Genomic DNA, 19,113 nt, shown 5'->3' on the forward strand with positions numbered 1-19,113 from the left:
ACGAGATCGGCAAGCTCCGTCGACAGAGTCGGCAAGCCGAGGGGCGCTACCACCAACGCCGGGGAGGATGTCCGTGCACATCTCGCGAGTCGCCGAGTATCCCAGGGCAGATCATGTCCTTTTCCATTTCAGCGACACCCATCTGATCGCCGCCGACACCGGGCTCTACGGCGCGGTCGACGCCGAGGCGCGGCTGTCCACCCTGCTCGAGCAGGCCGAGGCCAGCCGCATCGCGCCGACCGCCATCGTCTTCACCGGCGACCTCACCGACCAGGGCGAGCCGGGCGCGTACCGCGCACTGCGGGACCTGGTGGAGCCGTGGGCCGAACGGATCGGCGCGCCCGTGGTGTGGGTCGCCGGCAACCACGACGACCGGGCGGTCCTGCGCGAGCATCTGCTGGATGAGCAGGGTTCCGGCGCACCGTTCGATGCCGTGCACATGTTCGACGGGCTGCGCGTCATCGCGCTCGACACCACGGTCCCGGGGCACCATTGGGGTGAGGTCACCGACGACCAATTGGCCTGGCTGCGTGAGGTTCTCGCCGAACCCGCACCCTTCGGCACCGTGCTGGCCATGCACCACCCGCCCATCCCCTGCGTCCAGGACCTGGCCGTGCTGGTGGAGCTGCGCGACCAGCGCCGCCTGGCCGATGCGCTGGACGGCACCGATGTGCGCGCCATTCTGGCCGGACACCTGCACCTTTCGAGCACCGCGACCTTCGCCGGGATACCGGTCTCGGTGGCCTCGGCAACCTGCTACAGCCAGGACATGGCGGCCGCGGAGGGCGGCCAGCGCGGCCGCGACGGCGCGCAGGCCTTCAACTATGTCCATATCTACCCCGACACCGTCGTGCATTCGGTGGTACCCATCGGCCACGGCCCGACCGTCGGTCAGCCCGCCGATCCCGAACAGGCGGCCAACCGGCTCGCCGATGCCGGAATCGTGATTCCCCCGGCGGCCCGCATCCCACACGTCTTGCGCCGCCGGACCGAGGCCCCCGAGTCCGACGGCGAGGCAGTCCTCTGAGCGAGGCCGAGACTACTGCGACGGGAGCCGAAACCGCTTCAGCCTGCGCCTGATCCGAAACCGCCCCTGGTTTCACCGCTAGAGATCACTGCGCGAGTGCGGCGATCCCCACATCAGCGCACATATCGTCATGCGCGGGAACGCCTCCGCTGACCGCGATCGCACCGACAACGGCATCGCCTCGCCGGATCGACCGAGAACCCGCGCCCGCGACAATGGGTACACCGGCAACCTGACCCATCTGCACGAACAGCGCGGGCCACGCCTGCCGCAGACCCATCAACTCACGCAAGCTGGGCTATGAATTCGACGACGACGATTGCGAACGCGGCTCAATCAATGCCCCGGATCAGTAGCCAGGTCAGGAGGCGGAGGGGGATTTGAAGGCCCGACCGGCGAACCGCGGGTCATCCGCCAAACGCTTCGCCGTTTCCAAGAACCCACGATCTGGAGAGCGCTCCAGGTCAACGGCTTGCCGTGAGACGAGGACGGTGAGGTCGCAGGTGTGCGACAAGGCGCTGTTACGGCGGGCCGGTGAAGGTGGCCTGGCGCGAGTGGATCGTGCGCGGCATCCGCCGGGACCGCCGCGGCCCGGCGATCTGCTTCGTCTAGATTCTGAATATTGTTGATTCACAATAGAATTCACGTATATCGGCGTGAATCGCATTGATAGAATTGACGTATGAAGTGGAGGGAGTTGGTTCACGCTGACGTGCCCGCGGCGGTGTCCGCGGTGCGCGAGGCGACCGACGACCTCCTGGACCTGCCTCTGGTGCCGTATGCCGACGACGAGATCGTGGACGCGATGCGTGAGGTCGAGGCGGTGCGTCGGCAGTTGGATGTGGTGGCGCGGCAGCTGGCGGCCGAGGCGCAGTCACGGTGCCTGCCCCAGCGTTCCGGGTCGGGCAAACTGTCGACGTTCCTGCGGGAGACGCTGAACCTGGGTCGGGGTGAGGCGGCCGCGCGGGCCGCGGCGGTGGATGTGCTCGCGGACACGGCCGATCCGGTCAGTGGTGTGGTGTAGTCCCCGGTGGTGGTGTGGACCGCTGCCGCCCAGGCGCGTGGTTTGGTCTCGGGTGAGCATGCGCGGGTGATCGGCAAGATCATGGCCCGGATCCCCGGCAGCGTGAACGCCGATGATCGGGAGTTGGCCGATCAGCAGTTGGTGGGGTTGGCGTTGCACATGTCCCCGGATGTGTTGCCGGTGTTGGGGGAACGGATCCTGGCCCACCTCGACCCCGACGGCCGCCGGACCGGTGATGAGGATCGCGCCCGTATGCGCGGGATCTGTCTGGGTGCCCAACGCGCGGACGGGATGCGGCCGGTGTCGGGGTTATTGTCCCCGGCGCTGTCGGCGGTGCTGGACCCGTATCTGGCCAAGGCCGCCCGCCCGGGCATGTGCAACCCCGACGACCCCTGGGTCGCCGATGATCGCCTCGACGCGAAGACGGTGGAGCAGGCCGCCGGGCGGGATCGGCGCTCGACCGCGCAACGCACCCATGATGCGGTGTTGGCGTTGCTGCGCCCGGACTTCGGGCCGGCGAAGTTCGGGGCGCATCGGGGAGTGCCGGTGTCGACGATCTTCACCATGACCGTGGCCGAGCTGGAGCGGGCCGCCGGGGTCACCACCACCGCATCCGGGGGCAGCATCTCCATCCCCGAGGCCCTGCGGCTCGCGCAGAACGCGATCCCGTTCCTGGCGGTGTTCGACCACCACGGGCTCCCGCTGCATTTGGGTCGTGGTCAACGGCTGGCGTCCCCGGCGCAGCGATTGGCGTTGATCGCCGCCGAGAAGGGGTGCACCCGACCCGGTTGCACCGCCCCCGCCACCCTGACGGCGGTGCATCATGTGCAGGAATGGTCCCAGGGCGGGACGACCGATATCGAGAATCTGACCTTGGCCTGCGATGCCTGCCACGGCCTGGTTCATGACGGGCCCGGTGGCTGGAAAACGGTGGTGCTGGGCCATGATTCGGAGTATCCGGGCCGCACCGGATGGATCGCGCCACCCCACCAAGACCCCAGCCAAACCCCACGGGTCAACCACCATCATCAGGCCCCTGAGCAGATGGCCAGAAACCTGGCTCGATCGCGGGACGAGCGGCGAGCATGGCTGTCGAGCGAGCGCACCGAGGGTAGCCCTGTCTGAGGCGGGGCCATCACGGCTGCCCGCCGCCTGCGAGCGGTCCTCGATGACGCGACCACCCAGGAATAGAGCCGGGTGATTTCATGAAGCGCTGAACGAGCGATGCTTTTCACCGGCTGAATTCGCCGTTGGCGACGCCCTTGGTGAAGGCGTCCCATTCGGCGGCGTCGTACTCGAGGGTGACGCCCTGGGGGCCGGCGAGCGTCGCGCATCCGTCGGCGAAGACGTTGACGGACAGCTGTTCTCCGATTCTGCCGGAGTTGGCGCTCAGCACCAGGTTCAGGAAGGCGGGCCAGAGGTCGCGGGCGATCGCGAGCGTCGGCTGATCGTGAGACGGGCCCGTGTACTTGCTGTCTCGGATGAGCACACGGTCGGCGCGGTGCGCGACCTCGACGCAGGTACCGTCCCCGCCGCTGAAGGTGGACTTGAAGAATTCGGCACTCACGGTTTCCACCCTAGTTCTGGCTTGCGATCTCCTTGATCAGCTCGAGTGAACGCTGGTGGTCGAGCGCGATGGATCGGATCTGGTCGAAAAGGTACTCGAGTGCGGTGACTCGCTTCGGATCATCGACGATCTCGAAGTATGCGGCGGCTTCGATCCAGCCCAGCGTGGGAAGTCGCGCACTCTTGAAGTCCAACAGATGGAATGTCGCGGAGTTGAGACTCGCGATAGCGCCGCCTGCCTCGTACGGGATGATGCGGATGTCAAGGGTGTCCGGATGCCGCTCCGCCATGGCGATCAGGTGCTGCAGTTGCCTGCTGCGAATGTCATCGTCGCCGACCCTGTACATCAGGGCCGCCTGTCCCACCACCACCGACAGCTCGAGCGGATCAGGACCTTCGAGTAGCCGCTGCCGACGCAGCCGCGCGCTGACGCGTGACTCGACCTCGGTTGGCCGCCCAGTGGTCACCCGGGCCTTCATGAGGACGCGCGTGTAGTCCTCTATCTGGAGGAGACCGGGTATCACGATGTTCTCGAAGCTGCGGACACTCTGCGCACCGGCTTCCAAGCCGTAGAAGCGCATGAGCTGTTCGTTGAACAGCGCGGAATACTCGGCGAACGGATGGCGCCCTTTCGCAATGTCACGCAGCGCCAACAACTCTGCTCGTTCGTCGATGTCGAATTCGAGCAGCGCCATGAGGTCCTTCAGCTTGTCCTCGGCGAGGGTGCCTCGCCCCCGGGTGAGAGCGGACCAATACTGCTGGCTGACATCGAGTGCCTTCGCGATCGCGGCCGTCTTCACTCCGCGGTCGTCGGCCCGGCTTCGGATGCGCAGCATCAACTCCCAGTTCGCGACCGTTGGAGACGTACCAGTCATCTCGATCCTTCCTGCGAAGAGGCAGCCAACACGGTATAGCACCGGGCAGGTCGGGAGTGCCGCGTCAATGCCTTGCCAGTTGTAACAACCTGGCGTAACTTGTTATTGGAACAACACTTCCGGCAGTGAGGCGTTCGCTGGGCGGCCTCGAATCGAAGCCCAAGATCCGCAAGCACATTCAGCGAGGAGCTGACGTAATGCTGTGGGACATTTGGTTTTTACTTCTGATCAGCGCGTTCGGGACGGCGCTTTCGGCGGTCGCGCGGTGGGGTTTCACCGATGCGCGCACCGCCTCGATGGGCGACTCGTCGCTGGTCGCGGGTGGATTCGCCCGCGTACCGCTACACAACCGCCACCGTGTCCGCGGCTGGCATCGCGCACGGTAGCGATATGTCCACTTCCCGTTCGACGATTCGGAGTCGATGATGACCAACCCCTATATCGCGCCCGCCGATCCGCCCGCGCCCGACCAGTCGGCATCGCTGCGCGATCATCCGGCCTGGCACGCACAGCCCTCACGCCACGCGGTGTTCTCCGATCGGGAGATCGAAGCCCTCTTGCGCGCCCATGGTGAGGCGTGCGCCGAGGCCGGATGCGCGCTGCGACGGCACCTCGTGCGACTGCGCGACGAGCGAGAGGCGCGGCGATCATGATCCGGCTGCCCGACTGGGTCGAAGTCGGCGCTCCCGTGCGGTTCCGGATGACCGGCAGAGACGACGTCGAGTGCACCATCAGCGCGATCACGCCGGCCGGGCGGGTCACACTCTGCAACGGCGAGTGCTTCGACCCGACCGACCTGATGCCCGGAAGTCACGACGCCACACGGTATTTCGAGAAATTCAACCGGCTGTCGGGGATGGTGAAGTCCGTCCGCAAGGCCTGACGCGAATGTGGTCAGGCCGCACCGGATTCGAAGGCCGTCATGGTTCCCGCGGTCGCCTCCGGCTTCTCCCAGGGAGCCGGTTCCGGGAAATAGGTTTCCAGGAATTCCGAGACCGCGCGCACGCGTTCGGCCTCCGGGACCTCCGGGAAGCTGCCGTCGTTGAGGCAGAAGAAGTCCACGTTGCGGCGCTTGGCCAGGCCGTCCAGGAGGGCCAAGCCGGTGTACATGGTGGTGTCGACGTAGCGCATCTTGGCCGCCTCCTGCGGGACCGCGCGGCCGGTGAGCAGGGCGTAGTAGTGGTAGAGAGAATTGGTCACCGAGATGTCGGTGGCGGCGCGGAAGCGACTGGCACGGGTGCGGGCGAAATCCTCGGCGAAGACCTGCTCCATTTCCAGTAGGACGCTGCGACGCAAGGGAACCGGGGTGTGTTCCAGGTGGCGGGTGATGACGTGGCCGAAGCGCCGGGCGAGCAGGGCGCGATTCACCCGCGCCGCGTTCTCGAAGCCGCTGCGGCGTTCGTGATCGGCGCCCGGTCCGATGCGCGTGCCGGCCTCGATGAAACGGCTGATGCCGGCCGGGGTGAAGAACATGGACGGGCGCACCGGGCGCGCGAAGAACATGTCGTCATTGGAGTAGAGGAAATGCTCCGACAGTCCCTCGATGTGCTGCAATTGGCATTCCACCGCATGGGAATTGAAGACCGGCAGCCCGCTGATATCCGAGAAATGGTCCACCGCGCGGACAATGGTGACCTTGGGGTCCTCGGCCAGCCAGTCCGGGACCCGGGAGTCGGTGGCGATGAAGACGCGGCGGATCCACGGCGCGTTCTTGTGCACCGAGCGCAGGGCGTAGCGCAGCTCGTCGATCTGTCGGATGCGGGCGTCCGCGTCGTCGCCCTCACCGACCACCACCTGCGCCATCATTCCCGCGCGGCGAGCGCGGAATTCGGGGTCGGTGCCGTCCACCCAGGAGAACACGATGTCGATATCGAAGCCGACATCGGTCGAGTGGGGGGTGAACATGCCCGCCAGGGTCGGCCAGCTGGCGTCATAGAGCAGCACGGTGGCCGGTTCCACGTCAGCGACGTCGAAGACCATGCGGGTCAGGGCATTCGGGCGCGGGCACTCGACGGTGTCGCCGTGGTACTCCCACAGCTCGAGCTCCACATGATGGGCCGGGTCCAGGTCACGACCGAGGCGGAAGACATTGTGCGGCTTCTCGTTGCAGGAGAACCCGGCTGTCATGGCGGCCCCCAGCACCCGTCTCAGGGCGGCTCTGTGAGCGCTGTCCACGGCCAGCACCAGACGATGGTCGGCATCGCGCACCAGCAGGAAGGGCACCTCCGCGGCGGCCAGTTCGCCGCGCAGGTACCGCAGATCGTCGATGACCGCGGCGGATACCATCAGATTCGCCACGGTCGCGGGTCCTATCATCTCCACCGTCTCCACCATCTCCGGCTGTCCCGGCCCCAGATCCACCATCACCATCTCCGCTCTCTTCGCGCTTTCACCTCACATCTGCAGCACCGTGTCGGCACCGCCGGGCACCGGGTGGAACCCGGTGCCCGGCGCACGCCGTGAAATCTGTTGCGCAGTCAGAAGAACGGAGCGGACAGGGTGGTGCGGGGCGTGTTCGACGGTCCTCGCTGATACGACCGGAATCCCATTCGCACTCACCTCACTCGTTCACATGGCGCGCTCCCGCGCCGGTTGGGAAAAGCTGTCGCGTTCGTCGACGCCAGGTTGGGCGGACGATCTTCACCGGGCGGTCATCGGCCGGTTACTCGCATGACCTCGATCAGTCGAGGGGCTGTAACGAATGATGCAACCGTTATCGCTTCTCGTCAATCCGTTTCCCCGCAGGTCCGGAGGTGTTTTCACAGTCGTAACGGACGAACCTCGCGAATCCGGCATGCCGTGTGACCGTCGCGGAGGCCAGCGGGCCAGTGCGGCAACGGCATACACTTGCGGGCAGCGCAGTCCAGCCCGCTGCACTGAGGTGACGCGGATGGTGGCCGAAGCGCGGGAACGTCAGGAGCCCTCGACAGTGACGCAACCGAACCACACCGACACGCGACCGGATGACGACCACCCCGAACTGGACGTTCTACCCGAATGGCCATTGGACACCATCGCGGTCCTGGTCACCACCGATCCCGCCCCGCACGCCATCCCGGTCTCCTGGCCGGTGCGCGCCGGCGATCGGCGAATCCTGCTCAGCCTCAAGTCCGATCGCGGTTCGCTGGCGCGGCTGCGGGACCGGCCCGGCATCGCGCTGCTGATCCTGGGCGGCGGCAATGTGGCGCTGTGCGCCCGCGGCACGGCGGCGGTGATCGCCGATCCCATGCCCGGCGCGGATGATTACGCGGCGGTGGAATTGACCATCGAGGTGATCGACGACCACCGGCAATCGGCTTTCTCGGTCGCCACGGGAATTCAGCGCACCGTTCTCGACGACACCGAACTACGCTATCTGGAGAAACGGGTCGCGACGCTGAAAGCAATGGCAGCCGACCGCAACTGAGTATCGAAGGAGACCGTGTGTCTGTCAGCTTGGCCAAGGGCGGAAACGTTTCGCTGTCCAAACAGGCCCCCAACCTGACCAAGGTCGCGGTGGCGCTGGGCTGGGACGTGCGCACCACCACGGGCGCCGATTACGACCTGGACGCCAGCGCCCTGGCCTGTGGATCCAATCAACGAGTGCTCTCGGACGCGCATTTCATCTTCTACAACAACCTGCGCTCCCCGGAAGGCACCATCGAGCACACCGGTGACAACCTGACCGGCGCGGGCGACGGCGACGACGAGGTGATCAATGTCGACCTGGCCGCCATGCCGCCGACCATCACCAATATCTTCTTCCCGGTCTCCATCCACGAGGCCGACATCCGCCGCCAGTCCTTCGGCCAGGTTCGCAATGCCTACATCCGCGTCATCGACGCGGTGACCAATTCCGAACTGGCCCGCTTCGACCTCACCGAGGACGCCTCCACCGAAACCGCCATGGTCTTCGGCGAGCTCTACCGCCACGGCCCCGAGTGGAAGTTCCGCGCCATCGGCCAGGGCTATGCCTCCGGCCTGGCCGGCATCGCCCGCGACTACGGCGTGAACGTGTGATCGCCGCCTTCTCCGTGACACCGCTGGGCGTCGGCGCGGACGTGGGCCGCGCCGTCGCCGAAGCGGTCCGCATCGTCCGCGCCAGCGGGCTGCCGAACGAGACCAACGCCATGTTCACCACCATCGAGGGTGAATGGGATGAGGTCATGGCCGTGGTCGAACGAGCCACCGACGCCGTCCTGGCAGTAGCCCCACGCTGCAGCCTCGTCCTCAAGGCCGACATCCGCCCGGGCGTCACCGGCGCCATGAAAGCCAAGGTCGAAACCGTCGAGCGCTACCTGGCCGAGGGGTAGGCCATAGCGCAGGGCCGAACTATCCGGCAAACGCGCTGGAAGTCGCCAATACTCCGACCACGCTCGACAACCCCTACGGCCGCGCTACCTAGATCGGGTGCCGCCTGAAAAACCCTGAACCGCAGTCGGTTCCGTGGTCAGGAGATGCGCTGGCGGAGCCAGGCGGGGATTTCGTCGCCGGCCCGGGGGTAGGTGGCCAGTTCGCGGCGGCATTCGTCGGGCTCGGGGATGGGGAGCCAGTCGGGGATTTCCGTGAAGGACAGGGTGAATTGGGCCTTGGCGGAGGTGGAGCGGAGGAGCACCTGGCCGCTGAGCCAGGTGCCGGTCATCTGGTCGTAGCAGACCTCCTTGAGGCGGTTGAGGAGCATGAGCACCTCCTCGGAGGGCTGCGCCTCCTGCTCCTCGGTCCCGGCGCCGGACAGCTCCAGTTGGATGCCGGCGTGGCCGTCGTCGCCGACCAGGGAGAACCACAGGACCGCCAGGTTCCAGCCGGCGGGGAGCTCGTCGGTCAGGGCGCTGACCAAGGCGCTCTCCACCATGTCGCGGTCGGGCGAGCGGGGCGGGGCGGGCGGCTCACCGGACGGCGCCTCCTCGACGGTCTGGATGACCAGGCCGGGATGATGCTCACGCATCACCTCCACCACGGCCGGCACCGGCACGGGCAGCCGCTCGGCCACGATGAACAGCGGGCGATCCGCATCGCGGCGCACGGTCACGTCGCCGAGAGCCCGAACGCGCTCACGGAATTCGGCGGGATCGCGCAGCACCACCTCCGCGAACAACTCCGCGCGCCCACCCTTGTGCAGCCGGCCGATGCCCAGCCGCACCCGGTCCACCTCGGCCCACGCCACATGCGGGAAGCCGCGGTAGGTGAAGCCCTGATCGGTGACCAGCAGGGTCGGCTGCGGGCGGAGCAGATCGTCCAGCATGGCGTACACCCCGAAACCGAACAACGCCATGACGAACGCGGCCAGCACCCGCATCACCAGCTGCGCGCCGCCGTCGAACACCACGAAACCGGGTAGCGCGGTCATTACCAGAAAGAAGACCAACGCGATGATCGCACCGGTTCTCGGCGGATAGTACTCGGTGATCGATTCACGCCCCGAAGCATGCACCCTTTCGACGGTAGCCGAAACGAGCCGAAGGCAACACCGCCGTTATCGCCCGGCAGCATTGCCGCATGCCCGATCCGTCCGTGAGGCCGGAATCGGTTCAGCCGCACGGCCAGTGGCGATACCAGTCCGCGGCGGTGAGCGCGCGACGTTCGCCCCGATCGCTTTCGGCGGCGTCCTCCGCGGAGCGAATGGCGGCGGCGAAGGCGAGAGTCGCCTTGCGCAAGCGTTCTTCGGCGCTATCGGGTCCGCCCAGCTCCACGACACGCAGCGCGTCCGGAATCAGATCCTCGGGTAAACCCGCCTTGATAGCTCGCGAGCGAACCTTCTCCGCCAGGGCCAGCGCGGGCTGCGCCATGGCAATGCCGTCCAGGCAGGAGCGGCGCGCCTTCTCGGCGGATTTGCGCTCCTCCCAAGCCTTTTCCTGCGCCGCGACCTTGTCGGCGACGGCGGCGTCCGGATCGATGCCGTTGTCGATCAGGTGCGGACTGCGATGCACCAGCTTGGCCACCAACGCCGCCGCCACGTCGGCAACGGTGAATTCGCCTGCGGCCTCGGCGATCCGGGAGTGGAACAGCACCTGCAGCAGCAGATCGCCCAGCTCCTCCTTGATGGTCTCGGCGTCCTCGGCCTGAATCGCGTCGAGCAGCTCGTAGGTCTCCTCCAGCAGGTACGGCCGCAGCGAATCGTGCGTCTGCGTGACCTCCCAACCGCCGAAGGTCCACAGCCGGTCCATCACCTCGACCGCGTCACCCAGGGCCTCCGTCATCCGCGCGATATCCGCCGCGGATTCGGCACTCGTCGGACGACTCATCGCGGAGCCAGCACCTCCGCGGAGACCTTGACATCCACCGCGCCCGGGGCCTTTCCGTCCAGGGCGAGGAGGAGGTCCGCGACGAACTGCAGGACTTGGACGTCCCGGACTCGCGCGGCGCCGACGCTGTCCTCGACCCGCGGCAGCGGCAGCTGGACGATGCCGGTCGCCGCGCGGTAGGTGGCGTTCGGGTAGAGCCGCTTCAGCCGCAGCTGCTTGGAATCCGGGAGTTGCAGCGGAGACACCTTCAAAGTGGTTCCGGTGACGCCGATCTCGGCGATGGCGTACTCGCGGGCCAGCAGGCGCAGCTTGGCCACCGATACCAGGCGGCCCACCTCGATCGGGAGCGGACCATAGCGGTCCACCAGCTCCTCGACCACCGCCGAGAGCGCCGAATCGTCCTGGGCGGCGGCGAGTTTGCGGTACGCCTCCAGACGCAGGCGATCGGAGGCGATGTAGTCCGGCGGGATGTGGGCGTCCACCGGCAGGTCGATGCGGACCTCCTTGACCTCCTCGTCCACCGAGATGGGCCGGCCGTCGGCGGCGGCGCGGTAGGCCTCCACCGCCTCGCCGACCAGGCGCACGTACAGATCGAAGCCGACGCCCGCGACATGGCCGGACTGCTCCGCGCCCAGCACATTGCCCGCGCCGCGAATCTCGAGGTCCTTCATGGCGACCGCCATGCCCGCGCCCAGATCCGAGTTCTGCGAGATGGTGGCGAGCCGGTCGTAGGCGGTCTCGGTGAGGGGCTTCTCCGGCGGGTACAGGAAGTAGGCGTAGCCGCGCTCGCGCGAGCGGCCCACGCGCCCGCGCAGCTGGTGCAGCTGTGAAAGGCCCAGGGCGTCGGCGCGTTCCACGATCAGGGTATTGGCATTCGAGATGTCCAGGCCGGTCTCGATGATGGTGGTGCAGACCAGCACGTCGAATTCCCGCTCCCAGAAGCCCTGCACGGTCTTCTCGAGCATGTCCTCGTTCATCTGCCCGTGCGCGACCACCACCCGCGCCTCGGGCACCAGGTCGCGAATCCGCTTGGCAGCCTTGTCGATCGACGACACCCGGTTGTGCACGTAGAAAACCTGGCCGTCGCGCAGCAACTCACGGCGGATGGCGGCGGCCACCTGCTTGTCGTTGTAGGCGCCCACGTAGGTGAGCACCGGATGCCGTTCCTCCGGCGGGGTGAGAATGGTCGACATCTCGCGGATACCGGCGAGGGACATCTCCAGGGTGCGCGGAATCGGCGTCGCGGACATGGTCAGCACGTCCACGTGGGTGCGCAGCGCCTTGATGTGTTCCTTGTGCTCGACGCCGAAGCGCTGTTCCTCGTCGATCACGACCAGGCCCAGGTCCTTCCATCGCACACCCGTCTGCAGCAGGCGGTGCGTGCCCACCACGATGTCGACGTCCTTGGTGGCCATGCCCTCCAGGACTTCCCGCGATTCGGCCGGATCGGTGAAACGGGACAGGCCCTTCACCACCACCGGGAAACCGGCCATGCGCTCGGTGAAGGTCTGCAAATGCTGTTGTGCCAACAGCGTGGTCGGCACCAGCACGGCCACCTGCTTGCCGTCCTGCACCGCCTTGAACGCCGCGCGCACCGCGATCTCGGTCTTGCCGTAGCCGACGTCACCGCAGATGACGCGGTCCATCGGGACCGCCTTCTCCATATCGGACTTCACCTCGGCGATGGCCGAGAGCTGGTCGACGGTCTCGGTGAACGCGAAGGCGTCCTCCATCTCCTGCTGCCACGGCGTGTCCGCGCCGAAGGCATGACCGGGCGCGGCCTGCCGGGCGGCATAGAGCTGCACCAGCTCGGTGGCGATCTCGCGTACGGCCTTGCGCGCCTTGCGCTTCGTATTGGCCCAGTCGGAACCGCCCAGTTTCGACAGCGATGGCATCTCGCCGCCGACATAGCGCGACAGCTGATCCAGCGAGTCCATCGGCACGAACAGCCGGTCACCGGGCTGGCCGCGCTTGCTGGGCGCGTATTCGATGACCAGGTACTCGCGGCGAGCACCGCCGACGGTCCGCTCGATCATCTCCACGAAGCGCCCGATCCCGTGCTGATCGTGGACCACCATGTCGCCGGCGGTCAGCGCCAGCGGGTCGACCTGATTGCGCCGCCGGGCGGGCAGCTTCTTGCCCTCGCCGGGCGCGGTCACCCGGTTGCCGGTGAGATCGGATTCCGCGATCACCACCAGCTTGGCATCGTCGAACACGACACCGTCGTGCAGCGAACCGCACAGCACGCCGACCAGTCCGCGCACCGGCTCGGCGCCCGCCTCCAGCGCCGCGGCGGGCACCTCGGCATCGGCCAGCCGTTCCAGAATGCGCTGCGCCGTACCATGTCCGGCCACCACGATGACCGCGCGGCCACCGGTGGCGACATGCGCGCGCAACGACGCGAAGATGGTGGCGACCAGTTCCTCCGAACCACGCGCCGAGGCGGCCGCCAGCACCGGAAGCGCGATCTCCCGCGGATCGTCGGCGGCCAGCGGGCTCAACGTCCACCAGGGCAGGCCGCGCCGTTCGGCATCGGCGTGCACCACATCCAGGCCGCGATAGCCGGAGGCAGCCAGATCCAGCCCGTGCGCGCCCAGCGGCGCGGCCCCGCCGAAGGAGGCGGCCGTCCACGACGCCTCCAGGAACTCCTGTCCGGTGCGCACCAGATCGGCGGCGCGGGTGCGAATTTTCTCCGGATCGCAGAGCAGCACATGGGTTTCCGCGGGCAGCGCGTCCACCAGCAGCTGTAGCCCACCGGGCTGCAGCACCGGCAGCAGCGCCTCCATGCCCTCCACCGGGACGCCCTGGGAGATCTTCTCCAGCATCTCCACCAGCGCGGCATCGGCCGGATTCTCGGCGGCGATCCGGGCGGCGCGCTCGCGCAGGGCGGTGGTCAGCAGCAGTTCCCGGCAGGGCGGCGCGACCATCAGATCGATCGGCACCTCGTGGATGGAACGCTGATCCTGCACCGAGAAGGCGCGCAGCTCGGAGATCTCGTCGCCCCAGAACTCCACGCGCACCGGATGATCCGCGGTCGGCGGGAAGACGTCCAGAATGCCGCCGCGCACCGCGAACTCGCCGCGCTTGCCGACCATGTCGACCCGCTCGTAGGCGAATTCCACCAGCCGCGTGAGCAATTCGTCGAAATCGAATTCGGCGCCGCGCCGCAGCACGATGGGCTCGATCTCCCCCAGCCCCGCCGCCATCGGCTGCATGAGCGAGCGCACCGTGGTCACCACCACCCGCAGCGGGCCGGCGAAGCCCGGGTCCTCCGGATGCGCCAGCCGCCGCAGCACCTGCAGCCGCCGACCCACGGTGTCCGCACCGGGCGAGAGCCGCTCATGCGGCAGCGTCTCCCAGGACGGGAACAGCGCGACCGCGTCGCCCAGCATCTCCGTCAGCTCGACGGTCAGATCGTCGGCCTCGCGACCGGTGGCCGTCACCACCAGCAGCGGGCGCTGCTCGGCAATCGTCGACGCCACGAACGGCCGCACGGCCGAGGGCGCGACCAGCATGGCCGACTCCCGCCCGATCAGGTTCCTGACCTGCTCCAGGGCCGCGTCGGCACCGGCCACCGCAGCCAGGCCCGCCAGAGGTGGACGATGGGTGGTCATGGGGCAGACTCCTCGGCGCGGATCAGCGTTTCAGACGGCCAACCGAGTCTAATCACCCGTTGTGACAGGTTCAGCACGCAGACACATTCGTTCGCCACGCAGGCGCACCGGGCCGCGCTCACCGCGCCCGGCTCGCGCTCACTGCACGTAGCGCCGCAGCCGCCGGGCCGCGAATTCCCTGAAGTAGGCGACCTTCTCCTCCGGCACGATGCTCGGCAGCAGGAAGTACCAGGCGCGCTCCATGCGGGTCGCCATCTGGTCGATGGAATCCGTGCTGACCGCGACGATGTGGACGCCGGAGGTCACCTCCTGCAGCAGCAGACCAATGGTCTCGGGATCCAGGTCGGGCTTGAGATCCCCCTGGCTGATGGCGCGTTCGGCGAGCAATCGGTGCGTCTCGCCCCACGTCTTGGCGATATTGTCGCCGCTCGCCCCGCGGTAGTCGCCGATCTGGTGGGTGAGTTTGAGCATCGCGCCGACCATGGGGTCGTTCATGGTGAGATCGGCGACCACGTACGTGATCCCGATGCACGCCTCCAGCGCGGGCACCCGCGGATCGAAGAATCCCTGGCATGCGCTGACAAGTCGCTCGTTGCCCTGATCGACGACCGCGCGCGCCAGCTCTTCCTTGGATCCGAAATGAAAGTACAACGCGCCCTTGGTCACATTCGACTGCGCGATGATCTCGGACAGGGACGCGTTCGCGTAGCCCAGTCGCAGAAAGACATCGGCCGCGCCCGCGAGCACGGAATCGCGAGTGATCTCCGCACGCGCTTGCCTAGCCATCAGATCCGCCTGTCATCAAACCAGCCATCCTGAAGTAGACCGACATCCCGAAGTTGACCGACATCACAGTTCGAACAGCACTCGAAGGATGGGTGAACCGTACCACCCGGCTGCGCGCTGCCAGCCGATTCGAGCATTCGATCCATCCTCCTTCGCAATTCGCTGGTTAACTGTCCAGTTCCGCCGCGCTACGACAGACATATCAGACCAAATTCCAGACCGCAGGGTTCTATAACCCCTTGCCGCTCGGCCATTCCGACGCCAGGACGGGGTCCGCCTCCAGATGCGCGAGGCCGTTCCAGCACAGGTTCACCAGATGCGCGGCCACCACCTCCTTGGACGGCTGGCGCTCGTCCAGCCACCAGGTCGCCGCCGTCGCAACCATCCCCACCAGCGCCTGCCCGTACAACGTGGCCAGATTCGGGTCCAGGCCGCGGCGCTCGAAATCCCCGGCGAGAATGTGCGCCACCTGATTGACGGCCTCGTTCAGCAGACTCGAGTACGTGCCCTCCGCGGCCGACACCGGCTGATCCCGCATGAGGATCCGGAACCCGTCGGTGCGCTCCTCCATATAGGTGAGCAACGCCAGCGCCACCTGCTCGAGCCGCACCCGTGAACGATTCTGGGTGAGCGAGGAGGTGATCATCTCCAGCAACGTCGACATCTCCCGGTCGACCACCACGGCGTAGAGCCCCTCCTTGCCGCCGAAGTGCTCGTACACCACCGGCTTCGACACCTGCGCCCGCGCGGCGATCTCCTCTATCGAGGTGGCGTCGTACCCCCGCTCGGCGAACAGCGCCCGGCCGATCTCGATGAGCTGCTGACGGCGCTGGGTTCCGGTCATGCGCGCCCGCGCCGGTCTGGGACCCTCGCCCGCGGTCATGCTCGCGCCTCCCTGCTTCGCCGTCATTTGCCCTACAACTGTTCCAGACTTCTCGGCACAACGCGGCCAGGGGGGACTCGCCGTCGGTATTCGCCAACGTAACAACCATTTGTCTGGATCGGGGTAACTCCCGGGGTACGGGCCGAGTCTGTCTGTCGTAACCGCCGGTCCGCGACGCGAACCGGCCCGCACCTGACTCGCCGGCAAGAAACACGGAGGGGCGGGGGTGCACAGTTCGACGCAGAGGCGTAGTTCATGCGAGGATCAGACCCGCATGACGCTGCAATCCGCCGTGGTGTAATGGCAGCACAACTGATTTTGGTTCAGTTTGTCCAGGTTCGAGTCCTGGCGGCGGAGCTCGCGAGCAGGGTCGATATGGTTGGCCCCGCACAACATCGCTGACCCACACTGTGGCCCAGCACAACCTGACTCAGCACACGATGACCGGCAGCCGAGGGAGATCCATGCCACAGCAGACCGCCGTCGTCGTTCTCGCCGCCGGAGCCGGAACCCGAATGCGGTCCAAGACACCCAAGGTGTTGCACCCGCTCGCCGGTCGGAGCATGCTCGCCCACGCGTTGCATGCCGCGCACGAGATCGATCCGACGTCGCTCATCACCGTGATCGGCCACGATCGCGAACAGGTCGGCGACGCGGTCGGCAAGGTGGGAGCCGAACTGGGCCGCCAGATCGTCCTGGCCGTGCAGGAGGAACAGCGCGGCACCGGGCATGCCGTGCAGTGCGCGCTCGCCTCGCTGCCGGAGAACTTCGACGGCGACGTCCTCGTCACCTACGCCGACGTGCCGCTGCTGGACGGGCACACGCTGCACGCACTGCTCGATGAGCACCGCAGCTACTCCGACGGATCCGCGGTCACCGTCCTGACTTTCGAACCCGAGGACCCCAACGGCTACGGGCGCATCGTGCGCGATGCCGACGGACAGGTGCTGGAGATCGTCGAGCACGCCGACGCCACCCCGGCGCAGGCCGCCATCAGCGAGGTCAACTCCGGCGTCTACGTCTTCGACGCGGCCGTGCTGCGAATCATGATCTCGCGCATCGACACCGCCAACGCCCGCCATGAGCTGTACCTCACCGACGTGCTCAAGCTGGCCCGCGAGGCCGGGCACCCGGTGCACGGCGCGCGGCTGATCGATTCCGCCAAGGTCACCGGCGTGAACGACCGGGTGCAACTGGCCGGCGCCGCTCGCACCCTCAACCGCTACATCCTGGAACGGCACATGCGCGCCGGGGTCACCATCATCGATCCGGCCACCACCTGGATCGACGGCAATGTGGTGATCGGCCGCGACGCCGTCATCCGGCCGGGCGTACAACTGTTGGGCGACACCGTGATCGGCGAGGACGCCGAGATCGGACCGGACTGCACGCTCACCGACGTCACCGTCGGCGACCGCGCCAAGGTGGTGCGCACGCACGGCGAGAAGGCGAGCATCGGCCCGGGCGCCAGCGTGGGTCCCTTCGCCTATCTGCGGCCCGGCACCTCGCTCGGAGAAGAGGGCAAAATCGGCGGCTTCGTCGAGACCAAGAACGCCACCATCGGCGCGCACTCCAAGGTCCCGCACCTCACCTACGTGGGCGACGCCACCATCGGCGAGTACAGCAATATCGGGGCGTCCAGCGTTTTCGTCAATTACGACGGGGTCAAGAAACACCACACCACGGTCGGCTCGCACGTGCGCACCGGCAGCGACACCATGTTCGTCGCACCGATCACCGTGGGTGACGGCGCGTACTCGGCGGCGGGTACTGTACTGCGCAGGAACGTCCCCCCGGGGGCGCTCGCGGTGTCGGGTGGAGCACAGCGCAATATTGACGGCTGGGTGCAGCGCAATCGCCCCGGCACCGACGCAGCCCGCGCGGCCGAAGCGGCCCTCGCGGCTATCCCGGATCCTCCGGGAACCACCGAGATATCCAACGAGCAAAAGGATGGCGAACGTCAGTGACCGCGTTCTCTACCGATAACCACAAGAATCTGATGCTGTTCTCGGGGCGCGCTCATCCTGAGCTCGCCGAGGCGGTGGCCAAGGAACTCAATGTTCACGTCACCCCCCAGACCGCGCGCGACTTCGCGAACGGTGAGACCTTCGTTCGGTTCGAGGAATCGGTCCGCGGCTCCGACGCTTTCGTGCTGCAGAGCTTCCCGGCCCCGCTGAACCAGTGGGTCATGGAGCACCTGATCATGCTCGACGCACTCAAGCGCGGTTCGGCCAAGCGCATCACCTCGGTGCTGCCCTTCTATCCCTACGCCCGTCAGGACAAGAAGCACCGCGGCCGTGAGCCCATCTCCGCCCGCCTGATCGCGGACCTGCTCAAGACCGCGGGCGCGGACCGCATCATCACCATCGACCTGCACACCGATCAGATCCAGGGCTTCTTCGACGGCCCGGTCGATCACATGCACGCGCAGGTGCAGCTGGCCGAGCACATCCGCAACAACTACGACCTGTCCAACATCACGGTCGTCTCCCCCGACGCCGGCCGGGTGAAGGTCGCCGAGAAGTGGGCCAACTCGCTGGCGGACGCGCCGATGGCCTTCATCCACAAGACCCGCGATCCGCTGGTCCCCAACCAGACCGTCTCCAACCGCGTGGTCGGTGAGGTCGAGGGCCGCACCTGCATCCTGATCGACGACATGATCGACACCGGCGGCACCATCGCCGGCGCGGTCAAGGTGCTGAAGAAGGCCGGCGCGGACGATGTCGTCATCGCCGCCACCCACGGCATCCTGTCCGCCCCGGCCTCCGAGCGCCTCGCCAACTGCGGGGCCAAGGAGGTCGTGGTGACCAACACCCTGCCGATCGAGGAAGAAAAGAAGTTCCCGACGCTGACCGTGCTCTCGATTGCCCCGCTGCTGGCGCAGACCATTCGCGAGGTCTTCGAAAACGGTTCCGTCACCGGCCTTTTCAACGGGAACGCCTAACCGGAACTCTCGCGGGCCCTCCGCTGCGCCTCTCCACGCTCGGGCTTCGAGCGTCCCGAACCCCGCTGCCGCGGGGCCGAGAACCCCGCGCGAGCGTCCGGCCGCACCGAAGAGCGCCCCTTCTGCTTACAGGAGGGGCGCTCTTCGCATGAAATGGGAGCGGCAATCGATGT

The 19,113-nt window shown here is 67.2% G+C and carries 20 protein-coding genes and 1 tRNA gene; 12 read left to right on the forward strand and 9 right to left on the reverse strand.

All coding sequences use genetic code 11. The features are described 5' to 3' along the window. Positions 1-73: 73 nt before the first annotated feature. Complete coding sequence (locus tag GLP40_RS21950) at positions 74-1,027, forward strand: phosphodiesterase (RefSeq protein WP_328290508.1); 954 nt, start codon at positions 74-76, stop codon at positions 1,025-1,027. Between the two features lie 85 nt (positions 1,028-1,112). On the opposite strand, the gene GLP40_RS21955 is transcribed toward GLP40_RS21950, so the two are convergent. Further along, the gene (locus GLP40_RS21955) at positions 1,113-1,307 is read right to left on the reverse strand and encodes a heme-binding protein (RefSeq protein ID WP_154789860.1); all 195 of its coding nucleotides are present in this window, start codon (positions 1,305-1,307) and stop codon (positions 1,113-1,115) included. Between the two features lie 402 nt (positions 1,308-1,709). Here GLP40_RS21955 and GLP40_RS21960 point away from each other — a divergent pair, with 402 nt between their 5' ends. Then, a complete protein-coding gene (locus tag GLP40_RS21960; protein WP_154789861.1) occupies positions 1,710-2,051 on the forward strand; it encodes a hypothetical protein in 342 nt (113 codons plus the stop codon). A 9-nt stretch (positions 2,052-2,060) separates the two neighbouring features. Beyond that, entirely contained in the window at positions 2,061-3,176 is a 1,116-nt protein-coding gene (locus GLP40_RS34895; protein WP_154789862.1) for an HNH endonuclease signature motif containing protein, read from the forward strand. A 106-nt stretch (positions 3,177-3,282) separates the two neighbouring features. On the opposite strand, the gene GLP40_RS21970 is transcribed toward GLP40_RS34895, so the two are convergent. Beyond that, positions 3,283-3,618, reverse strand: a complete 336-nt coding sequence (locus tag GLP40_RS21970; protein ID WP_154789863.1) for a DUF397 domain-containing protein — start codon at positions 3,616-3,618, stop codon at positions 3,283-3,285. Positions 3,619-3,628: 10 nt separating this feature from the next. After that, positions 3,629-4,492, reverse strand: coding sequence for a helix-turn-helix transcriptional regulator (locus GLP40_RS21975; RefSeq protein ID WP_328290509.1), 864 nt, complete (start codon positions 4,490-4,492; stop codon positions 3,629-3,631). A 197-nt stretch (positions 4,493-4,689) separates the two neighbouring features. Here GLP40_RS21975 and GLP40_RS21980 point away from each other — a divergent pair, with 197 nt between their 5' ends. From GLP40_RS21980 to GLP40_RS21990, 3 genes are read left to right on the forward strand one after another with little or no spacing between them, the layout of a single operon-like run. Further along, positions 4,690-4,878 (forward strand): hypothetical protein, encoded by a 189-nt coding sequence (locus tag GLP40_RS21980; RefSeq protein WP_154789865.1) that lies wholly within the window; start codon positions 4,690-4,692, stop codon positions 4,876-4,878. A gap of 39 nt (positions 4,879-4,917) precedes the next feature. After that, the gene (locus tag GLP40_RS21985) at positions 4,918-5,145 is read left to right on the forward strand and encodes a hypothetical protein (protein WP_154789866.1); all 228 of its coding nucleotides are present in this window, start codon (positions 4,918-4,920) and stop codon (positions 5,143-5,145) included. After that, positions 5,142-5,375: a hypothetical protein gene (locus tag GLP40_RS21990; RefSeq protein WP_154789867.1), complete on the forward strand. Its 234-nt coding sequence runs from the start codon at positions 5,142-5,144 to the stop codon at positions 5,373-5,375. Before GLP40_RS21985 ends, GLP40_RS21990 begins: the two co-directional genes overlap by 4 nt. Before the next feature lie 11 nt (positions 5,376-5,386). Here GLP40_RS21990 and GLP40_RS21995 read toward each other — a convergent pair whose 3' ends face one another. After that, on the reverse strand, positions 5,387-6,826 hold the full coding sequence (locus tag GLP40_RS21995; RefSeq protein ID WP_230329833.1) for a stealth family protein: 1,440 nt from the start codon (positions 6,824-6,826) through the stop codon (positions 5,387-5,389). Positions 6,827-7,421: 595 nt separating this feature from the next. Here GLP40_RS21995 and GLP40_RS22000 point away from each other — a divergent pair. Genes GLP40_RS22000 through GLP40_RS22010 form a run of 3 tightly spaced genes read left to right on the forward strand, consistent with a single transcriptional unit; the run spans position 7,422 to position 8,784 of the window. Beyond that, positions 7,422-7,898 (forward strand): hypothetical protein, encoded by a 477-nt coding sequence (locus GLP40_RS22000; RefSeq protein WP_328290510.1) that lies wholly within the window; start codon positions 7,422-7,424, stop codon positions 7,896-7,898. Between the two features lie 17 nt (positions 7,899-7,915). Further along, positions 7,916-8,491 (forward strand): TerD family protein, encoded by a 576-nt coding sequence (locus GLP40_RS22005; RefSeq protein WP_328290511.1) that lies wholly within the window; start codon positions 7,916-7,918, stop codon positions 8,489-8,491. After that, on the forward strand, positions 8,488-8,784 hold the full coding sequence (locus tag GLP40_RS22010; RefSeq protein ID WP_328290512.1) for an MTH1187 family thiamine-binding protein: 297 nt from the start codon (positions 8,488-8,490) through the stop codon (positions 8,782-8,784). Before GLP40_RS22005 ends, GLP40_RS22010 begins: the two co-directional genes overlap by 4 nt. A gap of 137 nt (positions 8,785-8,921) precedes the next feature. On the opposite strand, the gene GLP40_RS22015 is transcribed toward GLP40_RS22010, so the two are convergent. The 5 genes from GLP40_RS22015 to GLP40_RS22035 all read right to left on the reverse strand — a co-directional run bounded on the left by GLP40_RS22015 (position 8,922) and on the right by GLP40_RS22035 (position 15,957). Next, positions 8,922-9,902, reverse strand: coding sequence for a hypothetical protein (locus GLP40_RS22015; RefSeq protein WP_154789870.1), 981 nt, complete (start codon positions 9,900-9,902; stop codon positions 8,922-8,924). A gap of 97 nt (positions 9,903-9,999) precedes the next feature. Next, positions 10,000-10,713 carry a MazG family protein gene (locus GLP40_RS22020; protein ID WP_407671644.1) on the reverse strand — a complete coding sequence of 238 codons (714 nt, stop codon included), beginning with the start codon at positions 10,711-10,713 and terminating at the stop codon, positions 10,000-10,002. Then, positions 10,710-14,327, reverse strand: coding sequence for a transcription-repair coupling factor (gene mfd / locus GLP40_RS22025; protein WP_154789871.1), 3,618 nt, complete (start codon positions 14,325-14,327; stop codon positions 10,710-10,712). Before mfd ends, GLP40_RS22020 begins: the two co-directional genes overlap by 4 nt. 138 nt (positions 14,328-14,465) lie before the next feature. Next, complete coding sequence (locus tag GLP40_RS22030; RefSeq protein ID WP_154789872.1) at positions 14,466-15,113, reverse strand: TetR/AcrR family transcriptional regulator; 648 nt, start codon at positions 15,111-15,113, stop codon at positions 14,466-14,468. Positions 15,114-15,342: 229 nt separating this feature from the next. Then, a complete protein-coding gene (locus GLP40_RS22035; protein WP_154790040.1) occupies positions 15,343-15,957 on the reverse strand; it encodes a TetR/AcrR family transcriptional regulator in 615 nt (204 codons plus the stop codon). Positions 15,958-16,282: 325 nt separating this feature from the next. Between GLP40_RS22035 and GLP40_RS22040 the strand changes: the two genes are divergently transcribed. From GLP40_RS22040 to GLP40_RS22050, 3 genes are all read left to right on the forward strand, one after another. Further along, positions 16,283-16,353 (forward strand) — tRNA-Gln (locus tag GLP40_RS22040). Between the two features lie 107 nt (positions 16,354-16,460). Then, the gene (gene glmU, locus GLP40_RS22045; protein WP_154789873.1) at positions 16,461-17,963 is read left to right on the forward strand and encodes a bifunctional UDP-N-acetylglucosamine diphosphorylase/glucosamine-1-phosphate N-acetyltransferase GlmU; all 1,503 of its coding nucleotides are present in this window, start codon (positions 16,461-16,463) and stop codon (positions 17,961-17,963) included. After that, a complete protein-coding gene (locus GLP40_RS22050; RefSeq protein WP_328290513.1) occupies positions 17,960-18,940 on the forward strand; it encodes a ribose-phosphate diphosphokinase in 981 nt (326 codons plus the stop codon). The genes glmU and GLP40_RS22050 overlap by 4 nt, the downstream gene beginning before the upstream one ends. Positions 18,941-19,113: the final 173 nt, after the last annotated feature.

It is taken from the genome of Nocardia aurantiaca, from assembly GCF_009708175.1.
Lineage (GTDB): Bacteria > Actinomycetota > Actinomycetes > Mycobacteriales > Mycobacteriaceae > Nocardia > Nocardia aurantiaca.